Consider the following 19,477-nt stretch of genomic DNA (forward strand, 5'->3'; position numbering starts at 1 on the left):
ACGAACCTGTGCGACGCCACCTCGGCGCTCACCGTCGAGGGCGACCTGCCCAGCTCCCTCGCGATCTCCCTGCACGATGCCCTGCGCTCCAGCATCCTCTGGACCGTGTCCCGCTCGTGCCTCGTGAGCCTTCCGTAGGACCTCGGGACCGCCCTCGCGGAGCCCCTTTTCTTCTTTCCGGACATACCGTCCTCCGATCTCCCGGGGCCGGCCGATCCGGCCCTCAGGGTATCGGGTTCCCACATTCATCCGCACATGTGCGGATGAATGTGGGAGGTGTTCGGATAAAGTCGACAATCAAGGGTATTATTGCGATTCCATTTGAGCCCTTGGAGCTTGTTGAAATGGGATCGGGATTCGCATAAGATTGAAGCAGATGGCACCCGTTGCAGCGGGTTGGCCAACTCCGAAACACGTTTATGGCGTGAGAAGTGGCCGTCTTCGCATTACGCGGGGGCGGCTATTTTTTTTTGAGTGTAAGATTAGACAATTAGACAAACATCTAAATATCGAGTATAGTGTGCGCGTCATGAGAGATGATGAGAGGAGGTCCTATGCCGGGAGAGGGTTTTAAGGCGCTTGCCGATCCTACGCGGCGGCGCATTTTGGAACTACTGCACGAGGGCAATTGTACGGCCGGAGAGCTTGCCGAGCATTTTGACATCAGTAAGCCGTCACTGAGCCATCACTTGGCGACGCTCAAAAACGCCGGGTTGGTGACCGATGAGCGCCATGGCCAAAACATCGTATACAGCTTAAACACCACCGTCATGCAGGATTTAATTGGCTGGTTTATGGGCTTTACAAACACGGAAGGTGATAAGGATGAATAACGAAAACAAGGGCATTCACCCCACGGGGGTATCGTCGCGCGTGTGGATTGCGCTGGTCGCTCTGTGCGTCGCCAATGTCGTAGCGCACCTCATGGTGATGCCGAGCTTGCCGGCGCAGATTCCCACGCACTGGGGCGCGAACGGCGCCGTCGACGGTTGGGGTCCTAGCTGGATGGCCTCCGCGCTCGGCGTGCTGCCTCTGGCGCTTCTCGCAATGTTCTGCGTGGTGCCGCGCATCGACCCCAAAGGTGAGGCATATCGAACCTCGGGCAAGTTCTACCAGGGCTTCGTAATCGCCTTCACCTTGTTCATGTGCGCGATAAGCTGGCTGGGAGAGCTTACGGTCTGGGGCGTGGTGCCGGCGGTCGGTTCGGTTAACGTGCTGATTTCCGGTGTTGTCGGTTTGCTGTTCATCGGCGTAGGCAACTACTTGCCGCGTGTGAAGCAGAACTATACGCTCGGTATCAAGACACCTTGGGCGCTTGCCGATCCCGAGAACTGGCGCCGTACGCAGCGTTTTGGCGGCGCCTGCTTTATGGTGCTGGGTATTGGCCTGATTGTGATGGGCGTGGCAGGCAGCGTGCTTTCGAGTGAAGTCGTCGCCGCGGTGATTGCGGTTCTGGCGTTTGGTTCGGTTGGAGCCGTCTACCTCTACTCGTATCTGTTGTGGCGCAAATCGCAGCGAGCCGCTCGTTAAGGTTGCGGAAAACTAGCGTACGCAGTTCATAGTATGTTCCGGGGGACTTTTCCCAGGTAGTATTAGGGGGCGTGGGCAACCATGTCCCTTTTTCGTTACGTTTCAGAGCTGGTTTTTTCATTTCGTTTCCACTAAAGCGAATCAAGAATAGGGAAACAGCAGGTAGAAAGGATAGAACAGACATATGGCGGAGTTTATCTACCAGATGTATCAGGCTCGCAAGGCCCATGGCGACAAGGTAATCCTTGACGACGTGACCCTGAGCTTCTACCCCGGTGCCAAGATCGGCGTCGTGGGCCCCAACGGCATGGGCAAGTCGACCCTGCTCAAGATCATGGCCGGCATCGAGGAGGTCTCCAACGGCGATGCCAGGCTTACCCCCGGCTACACCGTGGGCATCCTGCAGCAGGAGCCGCCGCTCGACGACGACAAGACCGTCATCGAGAACGTGCGCATGGCGTTTGGCGATATGATCGCCAAGGTCGATCGCTTCAACAAGATCGGCGAGGAGATGTGCGACCCGGATTGCGACATGGACGCCCTCATGGCCGAGATGGGAAAGCTCCAGGACGAGATCGACGCCGCCGACGGCTGGGATATCGATTCCAAGCTCGGCCAGGCCATGGACGCCCTGCAGTTGCCCGATTCCGACATGCCGGTCAACGTGCTTTCCGGCGGCGAGCGGCGCCGCGTGGCCCTGTGCAAGCTGCTGCTCGAGGCTCCCGACCTGCTGCTACTCGACGAGCCCACGAACCACCTAGACGCCGAGTCGATCCTGTGGCTCGAGCACTTCCTGCACAACTATCAGGGCGCGGTGCTTGCCGTCACACACGATCGCTACTTCCTGGATAACGTTGCCGAGTGGATCTGCGAGGTCGACCGCGGTCACCTTTATCCCTACAAGGGCAACTACTCCACGTATCTGGAGACTAAGGCCGCCCGTATCGAGGCGCAGGGCAACCGCGACGCCAAGCTCGCCAAGCGCATGGAGGCCGAGCTCGAGTGGGTGCGCAGCTCGCCCAAGGCTCGTCAGGCCAAGAACAAGGCCCGTTTGGCTCGCTACGAGGAGATGGAGGCCGAGGCCCGCGCAAGCCAGAAGCTCGACTGGACCGACATCCGCATTCCCGTTGGACCGCGTCTGGGCAACAAGGTGCTTGAGGCTCATCATCTGCACAAGGAATTCGATGGCCGTGTGCTCATCGACGACCTTTCGTTCACCCTGCCGCGCAACGGCATCGTGGGCGTCATCGGCCCCAACGGTGTCGGTAAGACCACGCTGTTCAAGACGATTGTGGGTCTGGAGCCGCTGACTTCGGGCGAGCTCGAGGTGGGCGAGACCGTCAAGATTTCTTACGTCGACCAGAACCGTTCCGGCATCGATCCCGATAAGAACCTGTGGGAGGTCGTCTCGGACGGCCTGGACCACATGATGGTCGGCGAGACCGAGGTTCCGAGCCGCGCTTATGTGGCGAGCTTTGGCTTTAAGGGCCAGGACCAGCAGAAGCGCGCTGGCGTGCTCTCCGGCGGCGAGCGCAACCGTCTGAACTTGGCGCTTACGCTCAAGCAGGGCGGCAACCTGCTGCTTCTCGACGAGCCCACGAACGACCTCGACGTCGAGACGCTGTCCTCGCTCGAAGCGGCGCTGCTCGAGTTCCCGGGCTGCTCGGTGGTCATTAGCCACGATCGTATGTTCCTGGACCGCGTCGCCACGCACATTCTGGCGTGGGAGGGCACCGACGAGAATCCGGGCAACTGGTATTGGTTCGAGGGCAACTTCGAGGCCTATCAGGCCAACCGTATCGAGCGCCTGGGCGAGGACGCAGCCCAACCGCATCGTATCCACCGCAAGCTGACGCGCGACTAGTAGCAAGTAGAAGGGCCGCCACCAAGGGCGGCCTTTCTTGTAGCGATTGCACTGCAGCTATGCCCTGGCTGCTGGTTTGATTCATAATCAAAGTCATCTCTTTGGGATTAAAGCCCGTTTTTGCTATGAGTGATTTTCTAATTCCGTTTAAAACGTAAAGACGCATTGGGTTGCAAGGACATAAGCAAATCGAATTGAAATATAACCAGTGCTGTAACGTTACAAAAAAGATTATAGAATAGGAGTACCTTATAAGTCGCTTCTCTAGAAAGAAGAACATATGCTTTCGCGTCGTCGTTTTCTGCAACTTGTCGCGTCTTCAATTGTCGCCTTAGCCGCACGTCCGAAAGAGGTTTTTGCTTCGACGGGCAATATTGATGGTGAGCAGATACAATTTACTTCTGAAATTGCGCAAGAGCTTGCCGATAAATATATAAAGGGACTCCTCGGCTATTCGTATACGCCTTCTGACCCTATTCCTTTTGTAGATGTTGATGGGTCCCCGCTTGGTTACATTGTTCCGGTTGTGACATCCAATAGAGCCGCGGGCTATTTGGTTTTAGATGCTTCAGATGATGAAATACTTACGGGATATCGTTTTGGAGACGGCTTAGTCAGCCCTATGGATCGGGGAGGAGATCTTGGTGTCGAGTCTTATTCGTTCAATAACCCAGTCGTAATGATCAATCCATTCGAATTCGGCGTGCAATCTTTGGACGGTTCAATAACAACAAATTGCGGAAGAACAATCCCGGCTGTTTCCATAGAAGGACGGCCTGTCGTTTTATCGAATAAACCTTCAAGCTGGAACGATGTTGTAATTTACGCAACTCAAATGCAGGATTACACAGTATCTGGATTTCGTTCCATTTCTCAGTTTATGTCATATGATGAAAGCGAGATTAAGAGGCTTACCGCCCACTATGCTTGTATGGTGACAGCTTTTTCGAACGTTGCGGAACTGTATGGCATTGCCAATTTATATAGCGACCCTTCGCAATATATGCAGATATGGAATTACACCAATACCCATGCTCTTTCCGATGAAGAACAGACTGTTCCCGGCGTTGTTTTGGGTGGAACGCCGATATCAACCTGTGCAACGGGGTTTACAAATTACTGCGCAAGCAGAGGAAGTACTCTTATCGCCCGCACTGTCTCCTCTCCGGCTATCGCGAGCATTCAAAATGAGATTAACTCTAATAGACCGACTGTTTTACATGCGAGTTTGTACAACGGATCAGCCCATTCTGTAACAGCGGAGGCTTACGCCACACTTACTGGTAAGAAAACTGGAGAGACAAGGCAGATGATTGGCATAGCGGACGGCTGGAATTCATCTTTATCCTTCCTGAAGTATGATCAGAGCTATTATGCGTGGACTTATGGAACGACTTTTTCGAAGTAGGGCGATTCGACTAGCTCTGTCTTTGGTGCTGATGGCTTCATTGGTGGGCTGTTCAACAAAGGAAGAGATATCGCGCGGAGGTTCCGGAGAAGTGACTGCGACAGACTCAGGTTCATTAGAAATAGCTGGCGGGCATGCCGATGTGATGTTACAAGGAAAAGGCGTGCTTAGGTCGATTGATGCTGAAGACGCTGTCTGCTCAATAGAGGATTTGAAGACAGGTGAAACTGCATCGTACCGAGTTTCAGATAATGCTGCGAATATGATTGAGTCGATACCGACTGGAGCGCAGGTTTCTTTTAGATACTTTGCTCCGCAACTTGAGGATGAGCTTGCTTCTCTGGTGTCTATATGCACCGATGACAACTAAAAGGCCTGAATTCAAACGGCCTCGGATGGTCAAATTGGCTATCCGAGGCCGTTTTTTACTCGACCGGGGCTTCGACCTTGTCGATGGCCCAGGCGGCTCCGAGACCGCCGGTGGTGTTGCGGCGGATGCGCACGGTAACCTCGCGGCGCTCGCCGGCCTGCGTGTAGCACAGGGGGAAGTTTGCGCGGTTTCGCGCGGCCTCGATGGTACCGCGCTCGCGGGCGATCCAGTAGTACTCGCCGACAATGCCGAGCGTGTCGGCGCCGTAGGGGAGATAGGTCGACAACTGGTGCAGAAGCGGGCCGGGGCAGAAGACCTCGGTTGCGAAATCGACGGGGAAGTCCTCAGGGATGGCGGGCGCTGCGGGTGCGGGGGTTGGGGCCGCTGCGGGTACCGAAGCCGGTGCCGGTGCGGGAACTTGGTCGCAAGTAGAGGTGGGCACGGATTCGATGACGGGTGCGGGCTCAGGCACCGGTTCCGGCTTAACTGCGGAATCTGCGGGCTTCACGGTGACGGGCGCGTCTACAGCTGCAGTTTCAAACTCAACCTGCATCGCGCTCTCATTCTCGACGCTCGACTTTGCTTCGATGGGCGTGGATGCCATAGTGGTGATGCCGGCGTTGGCGTTCTCGGGGTCATAGACGACCGTGAGCGAGATGGCGGGCTGCGGCGTCTCGGGCTTCGGCGCCGACTCGGTAGCGTCTTGATCGGCGGGCTGATCGTCCTCGGCCTCGTCGCCAAAGACATCGCTGTTTTGGAGCGCAGACGCCTCAGGTTGGCTAGCGGCTTCTTCTGCTGTCGACTTGGGAGCCTCGTTGAGCTCCGCAGTGGCTTCCTGCTCGGATATGACTTCGGGATCGGTCGTAGCGGTGATTTCGGTTTCGGCTTCTGCCGTTACCTCAATAGCGACTTCGATCTCGGGCTCGGGCTCGGATTCTGGCAAGGCTTCAACCATGGCTTCAGGCTCGGGACGCTTAACGTGCTTGGGGCGCACGGCCTTGAGGTCCTTCTCGCCGCGTTTTTTCTTTTTGTAGGACTGCTTGGCTCCCTTGGCAGCCTTGGGCTTGTCCTCGCCCTTGGCAAGGGCGGCATCCCAGGCCTCGTTGGCGATGACCGTGGCATACAGGCGACCGCCCTTAAAGACGGTCAGCTTAATGCAGTCGTCGAGCTCCTCGAGCAGCTCGCGCGTGGACTCGAAGCCCAGGTCATAAGCGGCCATGTCACCAGCGGCGAGTGCCTCCTCGACCTGCGTCATAAACGTTTGCTTGCCGCATCCAATCGCATCGCGCAGCAGGCGATACAGATAGATGTGGTTGCCCAGCGAAAGCGTGGGCGTAACTATTGTCTTGCTCATGGCAAATCTCCTCTTTACACACCAAAGCATCTTACCATCGCGCGGGGCTTGCCATCTCGTCGCCCAAGGCAAACGGGCGCGAACCGCTATCGATTCGCGCCCGTTGTACAGGTTGCCTATCTGGGGATGCAGCGCCTAGTTGTCCGATGTCGTGCCTTGGCTTGAACTGTCAGATGCCGTGCCCGATGTGGTGCCACTCGAATTGCTGTTGTTGCTGTCTGCTGCGCCCGTTCCCGACGTGGTGTCGCTCGTCTGGCCTCCCGTGTTCGGCTGCGAACCGTCAGTCGTTTGGCTTGAGTCGGTCGTGCCGGATTGCGCGCCGCTGTTGTTCACAGAAGAATCGGCGCCCTGCGATTGGTTTTGGGTATTCGAGGACGAATCGGTAGAGGTGGAACTGTCTTGCGTGCCGTCCGTCTGTGCCTGCTGGTCTTGCGACTGGGTGTTGCCATTTGCATCGCTTTCCGTCGTGCGCGACGAAAGGATTGGCTCGGGGCGCTCGCCCAGACCCTCACCGGCGGTGGTGATAAGGATGGCGCCGGCGCAGGCGATGACCGCGACGATGGCGATGGCGATCGAGAAGACGATGACCTTCTTTTGCGTCTGACTGCGCTCTGCCGCCGCCTTGGCGCGCAGGCTGTCGGGAGCAACGCGCGCCGTGGTCGCGCGCCCCGCAATCTGGCGCATCTCCTGCGTAGTCGCGGCGCCGCCCAGGTGCTCCTCGGCATTAAACTCAACGGGCTCGTAGGCGCCGGCGGGGTAGTCGACGGCGGCGTGCGTACCTTTGATGGCTTCGGCGCTGGCAGAGATAAAGTGGCGGTAGACCTGCGATGACACAACGGTGATGACCGAGCTCACGGCGGCGCCAATTACTGAACCAGCGATACCAATCTTGGAGGCAAGTGCGACGCTCGTGGCGGCAGCTGCGGCGCCGGCGATGATCTGGGGAATGGAAATGTCGTCAAACAGGCCCTTTTTGGGCGCGATGGCCATGGTCTGTCCGATGGAATGGTTCTCGTGCACGCCGTTGTTGAGCGATGCTGGCGTCATGACGCGCGTGCGCGGCGCGTCGGTGTACTTGGTTGTCATACGGGGTCCTCCCGGTGTAAATCTGCTTCGTTTCGTGTAGCCATCAGGGTACCCACCAGATGTGAATCGTACGTGACATTTAACAGATACCATCAACTCATCAAGGGGGCTTGCTGTCTTTGGTGCAATAGCTTGATGCTAAACTGGATTTACGATTGCGAGGTGGTTTACGTGATGTACCCGTATATGACATTCGAAGACGGTACCGAGGTCGTTCATTCTGACCTGATTACAGATGGGGATATCGAAAAGGTTGTCGTGCATTTTGAACGACCGACGGCAGAGGGCTTCGACTCCGCTCGCTGTGAGTTGCCTTCCTGTTCGTGGACTGACTGGGAAGGGCGTTTTACTCAGAGTGAAAAACGAGCTTTCGAAGAGGGTTTGAGCAAATCATTTAGATTAGTTCGAGTTTAGTTCGAATATAGAAGCCGAATGCGATGACCTAAAGCGTATGCATTTTTAGTATTAGATGCGTATGAAATGGAGGATGTGAATGGATGAGCTAATAGACTTTAAAAAACGATTTCTCAAGAATGGCGAGCTGGTTTCAATTCCAAAAAAGGAAAGCTATAAAAGAATCATGCTGCTATGGGCCGTCTCTTTCTTTGAATTAAATACAAGTTATACGGAGCTTCAGGTTAATCGTGTGCTGTCACAGCTCTATCCTGATTATGCCGTGTTGAGGCGGTACTTGGTTGATTATGGATTCCTATTAAGGGATGAGCGAGGCCTGAAATACGAGGTTAATCGTGATGTTCACGGTATTGAGAGCTAGCCGTCCGGTTCGGGTCCTATATATTGCTAGAGGGATAAGCGAAATAGGCAATTGGTGTGCGAATATTGCTTTGCCAATGCTGATTTACGAGGTAACTCACGATGTTTCTGCAACTGCTTTGATGGTCTGCTGCAGATTTGCCCCCTCTCTGTTTTCAGTTACGCTCGCGCAGCTGCCTCAGAAGATGGGTATCGGGACACTGCAGGCCATGAGATTGGCAGACTTAATTCGCGCGGGATTATTCGTTTGCTATATTTTTGTTGATAGTAAATGGAGTATGTTTGCTATTACGTGCGCGGTATCGCTTTGCCGAACGGTTGAAATGCCCTGCTTTTACTCGTTGTTAAGAGCCAATACGAATAGTATCAATCGCGACGTAATTAATAATTCGTTTGGGTTTCTGCAGAATTTGATGATGGTTCTGGGGCCAGTTGCCGGCGGTTTTGTTGTCGCTCAATTTGGGGCGGAGGCTGTTCTTGCATTAGACGCGCTTTCTTTTGCCGCGTCGTTCTGGTTGCTGCGAGATGTTCCGTCGGTTATCGAGGTTAATGATAAAGAGGGGATAAGCAAAAATGAAAAAAACAGGACTGCATTTAGTGATCTTAGCGCGAAGCACTTGGCAATTGGTTTCCTATTAATCGATATTTCTAGTGGTGTGGCATTCGGCTCTCTGAATTCTCTTTTGCCAGCTATTGCGCAATTGCAATTTGACTCGTCATCGATACAATACGGATTCCTTCAGAGTAGTCTTACAATCGGACTGTTGTTCGGAAATACAATATATGGTCGTTTAATTAGTGGTTCCGATTGCGTTAAATCATATTGTTTTGTGACGTATCTTGCGCTCGGTGCGTATCTGGCGTTTGGCTATCGCTATGCGTCTGGGATATCGTTTATTTTCCTTTTTATCGTCGGTGCCGGAAACGCCATTCAAGATGTGCTTCTCATAACATCGCTGCAGGATTTGGCGAGAGACGAATCTGAATCGATAAGCCTGTTTTCAATTAGGGAGTCTTTGCAATCGGTTGCTGTTGTTATTTCAACACTCCTTGTTTCGCTGTTCACGAGCATCGCGATGTTCTCAATTCTCGTTACAGGACTTGGTGTATTTTCAATTATGATGGTAGTTGTGTTTCAATTGAATTATTTGCGAAAGATGTGACGTTGATATGCCTAAAACGCTTTTAGTATTTCCCCCAGGATGGAGTCCAGTGGGGCCGTATCTTGCCTTGCCTGTTTTGAAGTCATATCTTCAAGAGGTTGAACAATATAAAGTTGACATCGTTGACTTAAACGTGGAATTTTACGATGACCTCCTATCTTTTAGACATGTCGAAGAGTGCTGTTAAAGGTATCGGGAATCAAAGGATTCGTTTAGTTCGAATGTTCAATTAACAATCGAGTTGATACAAAAGTCAGCACTTAATGTTGACGAGGCAAAAGATATTTTCAGATCGAAGAGATACTTTAATCTAAAAGAAAGACAATATGCTGAAAACATTTTTAGAAATGCACTCTATATCATAAATCACGTCTCATATGGAGTTAAATACACGTTCAACTCCATAGATCTGCCCTATGATTATTATTCGACACCAGAAATAATGAAATCGCTTGCGGATACCTTGCATAATCCGTTTATTTCCTTCTATGAAACTGCCTTTCTTAAGCGTATTCAGAGGGAAAAAATCGAGTTTATTGGTATTTCGGTGAGCGGCTGTTTCCAATTGATTTCTGCAGTTACGTTAGCGAAACTGATTAAAGAAGAATGTCCATCTGTTAAACACGTCTCATTGGGCGGCAATTACATTACTCGTTTAGCAGATGACTGCATGAAAGAATGGCATCCCTTTTTTGAATACATTGATTCGATAATGATGTATGACGGCGAAGAGCCGCTTGCACGTCTTCTTGAGGCTCTTGACTCTGGTGATGACAATCTCGACTGTGTTCCAAACCTTTGCCATGCTAAAGGTGGAAAGATATATAAAAACCATCGGATTGAGCAAACATTTATCAACGATACAGTTCCCGATTTCGATGGCTTCGCCCTTTCTAAATACTTCATGCCTGAGTTAATATTGCCGGTTTATTCCTCTAGGCAGTGTTTTAATCATTGCGCCTTCTGCACCATTCCCGGTGCTACCGGTGGTTGTTACCGAAAGATGCCTATATCGAGAGTATTTGAAATAATGTGTCGGTTAAATGAAAAATACGGCACGAGAGTTTTCTCTTTTGTGGATGAAACATTCGAAGGCAAAAGAATGGAGCAACTCGCGGATGAAATAAACGCATCGGGAAAAACGTTTTTCTGGCATGGAGAAACGAGGTTCTCTCCAACCCTAAGTACAGACGTTTTCAACAAGATATACCAAAGTGGATGTAGGCAGATTCAGTTTGGCCTCGAGTCATACAACCAAAGAGTTCTTGATCTAATGAAGAAGAACACGAGAGTTGATTGGATTGATCGCAATATCCATGATTGTCTCAATGCGGGTATTCCTGTTCATCTATTCTTTATGATTGGCTTTCCGACCGAAACTAGAGAAGAGGCTCTGAACACCTTAGCTTATACAGAGAATGTTTTGAATTATTCAAAACAGGTATGTGGTGTTCCATATTCCACGAGAGGATTTACGAATTTTGGTCTCGTTATGGGGTCGGATGTTTGGAATCATCCCGATAAGTATGGTGTCTCTGTAATGCCGAAGTCCCAATATGAGGATTTGCGCCTCGAAGTGGATTATGTTTCAGGCACTGGTTTAACTTTAAATGAAGCAAAATCCTTATCTGATGAGCATCATATTGATTTTTATATGCAAGAAGTCATAAACGGTAGCGACACAATTGACTTGCCCCAGCGGCTTCATATTTCAGAGGTGACCTGGATCCTAGATTCTATTCACGCTGTCAGGTATAAGGGACATTTGACCAAAGTAAAGCGACGGCTGACTAGTCTAAATCCAGCTGATCGAATCTGGCTGGATTCCAAGACCTCTGTCGTGCTCGTTGAGCCATTTGCCTACTTCTATAATTCTGAATACCATCATGTCTATGCTGTTTCCCAGTTGGTATACCTTAAGTTGGCCCGTTTATTGGAGGCCGATTGTAGCATTTCTCTTATCCTTGATCAGGGCGATCTCGAGCTGACAAGGGCGATAGAAGAACTGTTGCATTATGGATTGCTGAATACAAATATCGATGCCGATTATGTAATGCACGATAATGGTTTTCAATTGGTTAAAAGTTCGTTTGTGAAAGAAGTCGGACGCTCAAAAGAGGGGTTAAGAGTACTGCTGAGTTGTGCCACCCATAGAATGTGTGCGGTTAATGATTTTTCGTTCGCTTTGCTTTCGTTGTTTGAAAAGCCGATTACTAAGAACGAGGTGCGCGACATTTTGAAAAAAGAGGGACTATCGGCAAGCGAGGAGCAATTAAACAAGTTGGTTGAAAATTGCATGAAAGCAGATATACTACAATTGATTAGATAGAGGAGGTTTCTGCATGGACGTTATTAACAAAGATCTCTTGGAGCAACTGAAAGAGTTTCAGGAAGAGGGCGTCGTGGTAGAAGTGTTCGACTTTGAGGACTACATGGATAAATTCTGCCATTAGTTTCGGAATTTACTCGCCTCGCTTAAAGGAGAAGTCGATTATCGATTTCTCCTTTTTTAATTAAAGATATTTTTGAACTACATGCTCTTAGCACAGGTTGGCCTCTCAGTAAACTGGGAGGTTGCTTTGGCTAGTTAGAGATATGTGAACGTCCGTTAGACTGAATCTCAGGGTAGAAGGGGCCTCCAGTGTCCAGATCAACAAGGCAATGCTGCGTTTCGGCTAATAAGAACGATGGCTTTTTGCGTGTGGCGGCGGCGTCGCCGCGGATTCGCGTGGCCGATGTCGAGGGCAATGCCGAGGTTGCGCTGGCGGCTGTTCGCGAGGCTACCGAGCGCGGCGTTCGCGCGTTGGTGTTGCCCGAGCTTAATCTGACTGGCTATACCGCGGCCGATCTGTTCCATAATCGCACACTGCTGCATGCCTGCGAGGCTGCTCTGGTGCATATCCTCGATGAAACCCGTGAGCTGCCGATCGTCTTTACCATCGGTCTTCCCGTTGCGGTTGCCGAGAATATCTACAACTGTGCCGCCGTGTGCTGCGCGGGCGAGCTTTTGGGCCTCACGGCCAAGAAGTATCTGCCCAACTATGGCGAGTTCTATGAGCGTCGCTGGTTTGCTCCGTCGCCTGCGGATCCCGTGTGGGTTGAATTTGCCGGTCAGGGTCCGGTTCCGCTGGGTTCGGGGCTTGTCTACCGCTGCTGTGATGAGGGTGCCGAGGATATGGTGCTGGGCGTTGAAGTCTGCGAGGACCTGTGGGTGCCGGCGCCCCCTTCGACCGAGATGGCGCTTGCCGGTGCGACGGTGATTCTCAACCCGTCGGCCTCGGACGAGATTATCGGTAAGGCAGATTACCGCCGCAGCCTTATCTCCAATCAGAGCGCGCGCCTGTACTGCGCCTATGCCTACGCGGACGCGAGCGAGGGCGAGTCCACGACCGACATGGTCTTTGCGGGTGAGAACCTCGTCTACGAAAACGGCTCCAAGCTCGCCGCGACCAAACTGCTTACCTGCGATATGGCCATCGCCGACGTTGACCTTGACCGCCTGGTTGCCGAGCGCCGTCGCTCGACGACGTGGACGCGCACCGACGATGCGCCGGAATCCGCGACCGTTGAGTTTTCGTTTGAGGGCGTACTGGCCGAAGAACCTGTCCTGCGCGATGCGCTCGGCATAGACCGCGTCTTCCCCCGCGCGCCCTTCGTGCCTGCCGACCATGGTGACCTGGCTGAGCGCTGCGAGACCATCCTCGACCTGCAGACCGCGGGCCTCAAGACCCGCCTTGCCCATACGGGCACCAAGGCGGCCGTTATCGGCCTTTCGGGCGGTCTCGATTCCACGCTGGCGCTGCTTGTGACCGTGCGTGCCTTCGATGCACTGGGGCTGCCGCGCACTGGTATCACAGCCGTGTCCATGCCCGGCTTCGGCACGACGCATCGCACCAAGTCGAATGCCGAGTCGCTCGCTCGCGACCTGGGTGTGAGCTTCCGCGAGGTTTCGATCCACGCGGCTGTGGAGCAGCACTTCAAGGACATTGAGCATGATCCAGCTGTGCAGGACGTGACCTACGAGAACAGCCAGGCGCGCGAGCGTACGCAGATTCTGATGGATCTGGCCAACCAGGCTGGCGGTTTTGTCATTGGCACGGGCGACCTGTCGGAGCTGGCGCTCGGCTGGGCTACCTATAACGGCGACCACATGAGCATGTACGCCGTCAACGCGAGCGTGCCCAAGACGCTTGTGCGCCATCTGGTGCGCTATGCCGCCGATGTCTTTGGCGGGCGCATTGCCGAGGTCTTGCTCGATATCCTCGATACGCCGGTGTCCCCCGAGCTTCTGCCGCCCACGGGCGACGGCGAGATTGCGCAGAAGACCGAGGATTTGGTGGGCCCGTACGAGTTGCACGACTACTTCCTCTACTACCTGCTGCGTTTTGGCTTTGAGCCGGGCAAGATCTACCGCATGGCGCTCAAGAGCTTCGAGGGCGTCTACGACGCCAAGACCGTCCACACGTGGCTACGTACGTTCTACCGTCGCTTCTTTGCCCAGCAGTTTAAGCGCAGCTGCCTGCCCGATGGTCCCAAGGTGGGCTCGGTGACGCTCAGCCCGCGCGGCGATTGGCGTATGCCGAGTGACGCTAGCTCGCGTCTGTGGCTTGCGCAGATCGATGCGCTCAATCCAGTTGACTAAGGTTGGCTAAATTGAACCAATACGGGGGTTGCAAGCGTTACACTTTTGCAATCTGATGGCCCGTATCGCGCGGCGCTCTTGTCGGAGCGCCGCGTTTTTCATATCGAAAGGTGGCACCATGCAGGCATCGCAGCGTCTCGACCGCTTTGGCGCGGAGGTCTTCGCCTCGCTCAACAACAAGCTTCTCGCGCTGAAGGCTCAGGGCAAGACCATTTACAACATGAGCGTGGGCACGCCCGATTTTAAGCCGTACGACCATGTGGTCGAGGCGCTCACGCAGGCAGCCCAAGATCCCGAGATGTGGAAGTATGCCCTGCGCGACCTGCCCGAACTCAAGCAGGCCGTGTGCGATTACTATGAGCGTCGCTTTGGCGTTTCGGGCATTACGCCGTCTATGGTGCAGTCGTGCAACGGCACGCAGGAGGGCGTGGGCCATTTGGGCCTGGCCCTGCTCGATCCGGGTGACACCATTCTGGTTCCCGATCCGTGTTACCCGGTCTTTGAGGCGGGCGCCAAGATCGCCGATGCCAAGCTCGAGTACTATCCGTTGGTTGCCGAGCATAATTACCTGCCCTATGTGGCGGGTATCGATCCCGAGGTGGCCGATCGTGCCAAGTATATGATCGTGTCGCTGCCCGCGAACCCGGTCGGCTCGGTGGGCACGCCCGAGGTCTACGAGGAGATTATCGCCTTTGCCCGCGAGCATGATCTGTTGATCGTTCATGACAACGCATACTCCGACATCGTGTTTGACGGTGAGCCGGGTGGCAGCTTCCTGCAGTACCCCGGTGCGCTCGAGGTGGGCGTGGAGTTCTTCTCGCTCTCCAAGTCGTTTAACGTCACCGGCGCGCGCATCGGCTTTTTGGTCGGTCGCGAGGATGTGGTCTCGGCCTTTGCCAAGCTGCGCGGCCAGATCGACTTCGGCATGTTCTTCCCGATCCAGAAGGCCGCCATCGCCTGTCTGAACGGTCCGCGCGATGAGGTCGAGGCGCAGCGTCTGAAGTACCAGGAGCGCCGCGATGCCCTGTGCGACGGTCTTGAGGGTCTGGGCTGGGGGCGTCCCAACGCGCATGGCTCTATGTTTGTGTGGGCCAAGCTTCCCGGTGGCCGCACCGATTCCATGGCGTTTTGCGAGGAGCTCATGGAGAAGGCCGGCGTTGTGGTGACGCCGGGCGCGAGTTTTGGTCCTTCGGGCGAGGGACACGTGCGCATGGCGCTGGTCCTACCGCCCGATCAGATCGCTTTGGCTGTCGAGGCCATTCGCGAGGCGGGCCTGTACTAGAAACCTATTTCGACTCGTCAATAGCTCGAAACCGATTTCGCGCAGTTATTTTACGAATACTGCAAACAATTTCGGTAAACGGTCGATTTTTGGCTGCGAATAGGGGCATAATCAAAGTCCCGATTGGATGTATTGGGATTACGACAAGCCGCTCGGGTCGTTCCCGGGCGGCTTGTTTGTGGAGAGAGATGGGAGTTTCTAATGGTTAACGAGAAGAAGGTCGCTATTGTCGGCTGCGGTTTCGTCGGTTCGTCTTCGGCGTTCGCACTGATGCAGAGTGGTCTGTTCTCCGAGATGGTCCTCATCGACGTGGACAAGAACCGTGCCGAGGGTGAGGCCCTGGATATCGCGCACGGCATGACGTTTGCCGAGCCGATGAAGATCTACGCCGGCGATTATTCCGATGTCGCCGACGCCGCCATGATCGTCGTCACTGCTGGCGCTGCCCAGAAGCCCGGTGAGACCCGCCTGGACCTGGTCAACAAGAACGTCAGCATCTTCAAGTCCATTATTCCCGAGATTAAGAAGTCCGGCTTCGACGGCATTCTGCTAATCGTCTCCAACCCGGTCGATGTTCTGACCTACGCCGCCATCAAGATGTCCGGCCTGCCCGAGGGCCACGTCATCGGTTCCGGCACCGTGCTCGACACCGGCCGCCTGCAGCAGATGCTTGGTGCCCACGTCGAGGTTGACCCGCGCGATGTCCAGGCCTATGTCATGGGCGAGCACGGTGACTCCGAGTTTGTCGCTTGGTCCAGCGCTCAGGTTGCCGGCGTTCCGCTGAACACCTTCTGTGAGCTTCACGGCCACCTGGAGCATGAGGCTGCCGAGAAGCGCATCGCCGAGGACGTCAAGAACTCCGCCTACACCATCATCGAGAAGAAGCACGCCACCTACTATGGCGTCGCCATGGCCGTCAAGCGCATCTGCACCGCCGTTATGCGCGATGAGCAGACCGTTCTGCCTGTCTCCTCGCTCATGGTGGGCGAGTATGGCCTGTCCGATCTTGCCATCTCCATGCCGACCGTCGTTGGCCGCGACGGCGTTGTCTGCCGCGTCCCCGTGCCGCTGAACGATGACGAGCAGCATGAGCTCACCGTCTCCGCCAAGGCCCTCAAGGACATCATCGACAGCGTCGATTTCTCCTGCTAAATCAAGCTCGCTAGAGCGAAAAGCTACAATGAAGGCGTCCGGGTCCACACGGCCCGGGCGCCTTTTGGTGCAAAGTAACCTGACCCCAATGCACCATCCCAATACACCATAGTTGATGGGAGGGCCATGTCGGATTCGCCTAATTTTTTGACCTATGCCCAGACGGCGTTTGATCCGTTTGAGGAGCGGCCGTTCTGCGCGGTGGACAGCCTGGTCTTTGCGTGGTTGTCCTATTTGCGTTTGCCGGGTGATATGGCGGAGCTGACGAACTGGCAGGGCCTAGACGTACGCGAGCTGCTGCGTGCCGAGTGCTATCGGGACATGATTGACGACTTGTGGGATCCAGAGGGGAGCAGGGCCTTGTTGGAGGCCGTGGCAGCAAGTCCTCGCTACCGTGGCGTGCACGTTTGCGGCTATCGTAGCGTGAGTGATGCCGAGACAACGGAGCAGTTTGCGGCCATGGCGTTCCGGTTTCCGGCGGGGTTTAGCTATCTTTCCTTCCGGGGGACCGACAGCACGATTGTGGGCTGGAAAGAGGATTTTAACATGGCGTTCCGGTGTCCTGTGTCGGCTCAGGAATCCGCGGCGCGTTATGTGGACGAGGCGGCGGATGCGATTGACGGGCCGCTTTTGTGCGGAGGTCATTCCAAGGGTGGAAACCTTGCGGTGTACGGTGCGGCGATGTGCTCCGATGTCGCCCGTGCGCGAATCGAACGGGCGTATTCCCATGATGGTCCGGGTTTCGTCGAGGAGTTTCTGAACGGCAACGCCTTTGCCGATCTTTCCGACCGAATCGACAAGACGCTACCTCGGTCGTCGATCTTTGGCATGATGTTCGAGACGCAGGAGGACTATGCCATCGTTGAGAGCACCGAGTTCAGTCTGCTGCAGCACAATCCCTTTAGCTGGGTGGTTGATGGTCGCGACTTCGTGTACTGTGAGCGCCTGTCCGCCGGCGCTCGTTACGTTGATGGTTCCATTCGCGAGATGCTGCTCGCAGTGTCGCCTAGCGAGCGCGAGCGTTTTGTAGACGCGTTGTTCTCCGTGTTTGAGGCTACGGGTGCTGAGCGGTTTGCGGATATCGCTGGGAATCTGCGCGAGAGCCTGCCCGTGATGCTCCAGGCTGCGCAAGGCTTTGACAAGGATACACGACGCTTTGTCTCGCAGACCATCGTGGCAATCCTTAAATGCGCACTGTTGCCCAAACGACCCCAGATCGACATGCCCGCTGCCGGCAAGAGTTTGGCAGAACAGCTCGAGGCTTGGCAGTCCGAGCTCCTGCGCTAACCATTGGTGCAAGCAACCTGTCCCCGATGCACCAATCTTCGAAGCGCCTGGGGCGGGCTCGACCGCTATACTGATTCGTGCCGAAATCAATCTAGAACGGAATGCCGTATATGAAAATCAATCACGCGATTCTGCATATCCTGGACTTTGACTCTGCCGTCAACGTTATGAGCCAGCGCGAGCTCGATATCGAGAGCCGTACCGTGCGCAACTTCGTGACCACGCACCTGCGGCGCGCTCGTACTTCGGCCGACAACAAGCGTGCCACGTTTGCCGAGAACTCAGCATTCGGCGGCGAGCTCAAGGGCTATTTCTTTGGCGAGCGCGAGTTCGTGGACCTGTCGCAGCAGATTGCTGAGTTTATCTCCTCCGAGCTCACCAAGGCTGAGAAAGCCGAGTCCACCGACGTGCTCGTGGCTGATTTTGACGACGATGAGGATGCCCGCTGGTTTGCCGTGATGCTGCTGGGCTCCAAGCAGGCTTTTATGCACGAAGTGGGCCGCGAGGAGGGGGAGGTGCGCAACGACATCGCGCGCCACTACGCCATCCTGCCGAACCCCTCGCAAAAGGTGTCGAGCTATGCCATCGTGCGCGCGAGTACCATGGAGATCGGCTATGTGGACAAGAAACGCAAGATTGCCGGCGAGGACCGTATGCTTATCCCCGATGGCTTGCTGCAGTGCGACACGGGCGTATCGGGCAAGGAGGTCATCGACACCGTGACGCGTGTGGTCGAGGAAGTCGCCGAGGAGCACGGTGCCAACACGGCCGTAGCGCTCGCTAAGGTTAAGGCTGCCGTTGCCGAGAAGGTTGAGGATGACGAGGAACTGCCGCCTTGGGATATCGTCGACGAGGTCTTTGAGGACGAACCGGTTATCAAGGAGAGTGTGCGCGCCGCACTGACCGAGGAGAAGGTGCCTGAGCGTGTGCCCGTGGAGCGCAAACAGGTCGAACGCGCAGCGGTACGCAATCATAAGATCCGTACCGACACGGGTATCGAGATCAGCTTCCCGGCCGAGATGGGTTCGAACTCCGAGTACATCGAGTTCGTCAATGAGCCTAACGGCCTCATCTCCATCGAGCTCAAAAATATCGGTAGCATCGAGAACCGATAAACTGCGCTTGGACGCTGCGGAAAACAAAGGCCGAAACCCTTCGGGACTTCGGCCTTTTTGTTTTCGGTTTGGTTGCCGACATTGCGCCGTAGGTTGAGCATACGCCAGCGAAAACGCCCCTAGGCGAGCAAGGTGACGCGAAAGAGGAGGGCATTGACCTTATGGTCATGCCCGACGATTGAACGTCAGATTGCCGCCTAGGGGCGTTTGCAGCGTCGGGTCGTTACGGCGTTTGGTAAAACGCCGTAACTATTAAAGTTGACGTAAGCCCTCTTCCAGGCCGGTCTTGCTGTCGGTCTTCTCGTCGCGCATCTTGATGACGCGGGCGGGGACACCGGCAACGACCGCACCGGCGGGGACGTCCTCGACGCACACGGCGCCGGCGGCAACGACAGCGCCCTTGCCCACGTGCACGCCTTCCAGGACCACGGCGTTGGCGCCGATCATGAC

16 protein-coding genes and 1 pseudogene are annotated in these 19,477 nt (G+C 54.8%); 13 read left to right on the forward strand and 4 right to left on the reverse strand.

Going from position 1 to position 19,477, the window contains the following annotated elements; translation table 11 throughout:
* The coding region (locus AB5Z54_RS07960; RefSeq protein ID WP_368161111.1) for a helix-turn-helix domain-containing protein at positions 1 to 245 on the reverse strand (245 nt) is incomplete at its 3' end.
* 309 nt (positions 246 to 554) lie between these two features.
* On the opposite strand from AB5Z54_RS07960, the gene AB5Z54_RS07965 reads away from it, so the two are divergent.
* The 5 genes from AB5Z54_RS07965 to AB5Z54_RS07985 all read left to right on the forward strand — a co-directional run bounded on the left by AB5Z54_RS07965 (position 555) and on the right by AB5Z54_RS07985 (position 5,172).
* The gene (locus AB5Z54_RS07965; RefSeq protein ID WP_368161113.1) at positions 555 to 833 is read left to right on the forward strand and encodes an autorepressor SdpR family transcription factor; all 279 of its coding nucleotides are present in this window, start codon (positions 555 to 557) and stop codon (positions 831 to 833) included.
* Positions 826 to 1,530, forward strand: coding sequence for an SdpI family protein (locus AB5Z54_RS07970; protein WP_368161115.1), 705 nt, complete (start codon positions 826 to 828; stop codon positions 1,528 to 1,530). The genes AB5Z54_RS07965 and AB5Z54_RS07970 overlap by 8 nt, the downstream gene beginning before the upstream one ends.
* Before the next feature lie 184 nt (positions 1,531 to 1,714).
* Positions 1,715 to 3,394, forward strand: a complete 1,680-nt coding sequence (ettA, locus tag AB5Z54_RS07975; RefSeq protein ID WP_055251458.1) for an energy-dependent translational throttle protein EttA — start codon at positions 1,715 to 1,717, stop codon at positions 3,392 to 3,394.
* Positions 3,395 to 3,674: 280 nt separating this feature from the next.
* The gene (locus AB5Z54_RS07980) at positions 3,675 to 4,802 is read left to right on the forward strand and encodes a hypothetical protein (protein WP_368161116.1); all 1,128 of its coding nucleotides are present in this window, start codon (positions 3,675 to 3,677) and stop codon (positions 4,800 to 4,802) included.
* Positions 4,803 to 4,833: 31 nt separating this feature from the next.
* Positions 4,834 to 5,172 (forward strand): hypothetical protein, encoded by a 339-nt coding sequence (locus tag AB5Z54_RS07985; RefSeq protein WP_196022586.1) that lies wholly within the window; start codon positions 4,834 to 4,836, stop codon positions 5,170 to 5,172.
* Positions 5,173 to 5,227: 55 nt separating this feature from the next.
* On the opposite strand, the gene AB5Z54_RS07990 is transcribed toward AB5Z54_RS07985, so the two are convergent.
* Together AB5Z54_RS07990 and AB5Z54_RS07995 are read right to left on the reverse strand one after the other, a co-directional pair.
* Positions 5,228 to 6,526 (reverse strand): hypothetical protein, encoded by a 1,299-nt coding sequence (locus AB5Z54_RS07990; RefSeq protein WP_368161118.1) that lies wholly within the window; start codon positions 6,524 to 6,526, stop codon positions 5,228 to 5,230.
* 135 nt (positions 6,527 to 6,661) lie between these two features.
* Positions 6,662 to 7,612: a hypothetical protein gene (locus AB5Z54_RS07995; protein ID WP_368161120.1), complete on the reverse strand. Its 951-nt coding sequence runs from the start codon at positions 7,610 to 7,612 to the stop codon at positions 6,662 to 6,664.
* Positions 7,613 to 8,105: 493 nt separating this feature from the next.
* Between AB5Z54_RS07995 and AB5Z54_RS08000 the strand changes: the two genes are divergently transcribed.
* The 8 genes from AB5Z54_RS08000 (at position 8,106) to AB5Z54_RS08035 (ending at position 19,027) form a co-directional block, all read left to right on the forward strand.
* A complete protein-coding gene (locus AB5Z54_RS08000; RefSeq protein ID WP_055251466.1) occupies positions 8,106 to 8,387 on the forward strand; it encodes a DUF2087 domain-containing protein in 282 nt (93 codons plus the stop codon).
* Positions 8,365 to 9,549, forward strand: a complete 1,185-nt coding sequence (locus tag AB5Z54_RS08005) for an MFS transporter (RefSeq protein WP_368161151.1) — start codon at positions 8,365 to 8,367, stop codon at positions 9,547 to 9,549. Before AB5Z54_RS08000 ends, AB5Z54_RS08005 begins: the two co-directional genes overlap by 23 nt.
* A 442-nt stretch (positions 9,550 to 9,991) precedes the next feature.
* On the forward strand, positions 9,992 to 11,878 hold the full coding sequence (locus AB5Z54_RS08010) for a B12-binding domain-containing radical SAM protein (protein WP_368161122.1): 1,887 nt from the start codon (positions 9,992 to 9,994) through the stop codon (positions 11,876 to 11,878).
* Between the two features lie 312 nt (positions 11,879 to 12,190).
* Positions 12,191 to 14,191 carry an NAD(+) synthase gene (locus AB5Z54_RS08015; protein ID WP_368161124.1) on the forward strand — a complete coding sequence of 667 codons (2,001 nt, stop codon included), beginning with the start codon at positions 12,191 to 12,193 and terminating at the stop codon, positions 14,189 to 14,191.
* Between the two features lie 118 nt (positions 14,192 to 14,309).
* Entirely contained in the window at positions 14,310 to 15,473 is a 1,164-nt protein-coding gene (locus AB5Z54_RS08020; protein ID WP_368157135.1) for a pyridoxal phosphate-dependent aminotransferase, read from the forward strand.
* Between the two features lie 201 nt (positions 15,474 to 15,674).
* Positions 15,675 to 16,625, forward strand: a complete 951-nt coding sequence (locus tag AB5Z54_RS08025) for an L-lactate dehydrogenase (protein WP_022094138.1) — start codon at positions 15,675 to 15,677, stop codon at positions 16,623 to 16,625.
* Between the two features lie 126 nt (positions 16,626 to 16,751).
* Positions 16,752 to 17,912, forward strand: a complete 1,161-nt coding sequence (locus AB5Z54_RS08030) for a DUF2974 domain-containing protein (protein ID WP_368161126.1) — start codon at positions 16,752 to 16,754, stop codon at positions 17,910 to 17,912.
* 110 nt (positions 17,913 to 18,022) lie between these two features.
* Complete coding sequence (locus tag AB5Z54_RS08035) at positions 18,023 to 19,027, forward strand: nucleoid-associated protein (protein WP_368161128.1); 1,005 nt, start codon at positions 18,023 to 18,025, stop codon at positions 19,025 to 19,027.
* Between the two features lie 252 nt (positions 19,028 to 19,279).
* Here AB5Z54_RS08035 and AB5Z54_RS08040 read toward each other — a convergent pair.
* Positions 19,280 to 19,477 (reverse strand): annotated as a pseudogene (locus tag AB5Z54_RS08040) (2,3,4,5-tetrahydropyridine-2,6-dicarboxylate N-acetyltransferase); the annotation flags it as partial.

The sequence above is a fragment of the Collinsella aerofaciens genome, from assembly GCF_040910185.1.
Taxonomy (GTDB): domain Bacteria; phylum Actinomycetota; class Coriobacteriia; order Coriobacteriales; family Coriobacteriaceae; genus Collinsella; species Collinsella aerofaciens_BF.

What these genes read in the sequence shown, in the direction of transcription:
- AB5Z54_RS08010 (WP_368161122.1), top strand. Translation starts at nt 9,992, where the DNA reads ATGAAATCGCTTGCGGATACCTTGCATAATCCGTTTATTTCCTTCTAT.
- AB5Z54_RS08000 (WP_055251466.1), top strand. Translation starts at nt 8,106, where the DNA reads ATGGATGAGCTAATAGACTTTAAAAAACGATTTCTCAAGAATGGCGAG.
- AB5Z54_RS07995 (WP_368161120.1), bottom strand. Translation starts at nt 7,612, where the DNA reads ATGACAACCAAGTACACCGACGCGCCGCGCACGCGCGTCATGACGCCA.
- AB5Z54_RS08030 (WP_368161126.1), top strand. Translation starts at nt 16,752, where the DNA reads ATGTCGGATTCGCCTAATTTTTTGACCTATGCCCAGACGGCGTTTGAT.
- AB5Z54_RS07985 (WP_196022586.1), top strand. Translation starts at nt 4,834, where the DNA reads ATGGCTTCATTGGTGGGCTGTTCAACAAAGGAAGAGATATCGCGCGGA.
- ettA (WP_055251458.1), top strand. Translation starts at nt 1,715, where the DNA reads ATGGCGGAGTTTATCTACCAGATGTATCAGGCTCGCAAGGCCCATGGC.
- AB5Z54_RS08035 (WP_368161128.1), top strand. Translation starts at nt 18,023, where the DNA reads ATGAAAATCAATCACGCGATTCTGCATATCCTGGACTTTGACTCTGCC.
- AB5Z54_RS08025 (WP_022094138.1), top strand. Translation starts at nt 15,675, where the DNA reads ATGGTTAACGAGAAGAAGGTCGCTATTGTCGGCTGCGGTTTCGTCGGT.
- AB5Z54_RS07980 (WP_368161116.1), top strand. Translation starts at nt 3,675, where the DNA reads ATGCTTTCGCGTCGTCGTTTTCTGCAACTTGTCGCGTCTTCAATTGTC.
- AB5Z54_RS08005 (WP_368161151.1), top strand. Translation starts at nt 8,365, where the DNA reads ATGTTCACGGTATTGAGAGCTAGCCGTCCGGTTCGGGTCCTATATATT.
- AB5Z54_RS07965 (WP_368161113.1), top strand. Translation starts at nt 555, where the DNA reads ATGCCGGGAGAGGGTTTTAAGGCGCTTGCCGATCCTACGCGGCGGCGC.
- AB5Z54_RS08020 (WP_368157135.1), top strand. Translation starts at nt 14,310, where the DNA reads ATGCAGGCATCGCAGCGTCTCGACCGCTTTGGCGCGGAGGTCTTCGCC.
- AB5Z54_RS07990 (WP_368161118.1), bottom strand. Translation starts at nt 6,526, where the DNA reads ATGAGCAAGACAATAGTTACGCCCACGCTTTCGCTGGGCAACCACATC.
- AB5Z54_RS07970 (WP_368161115.1), top strand. Translation starts at nt 826, where the DNA reads ATGAATAACGAAAACAAGGGCATTCACCCCACGGGGGTATCGTCGCGC.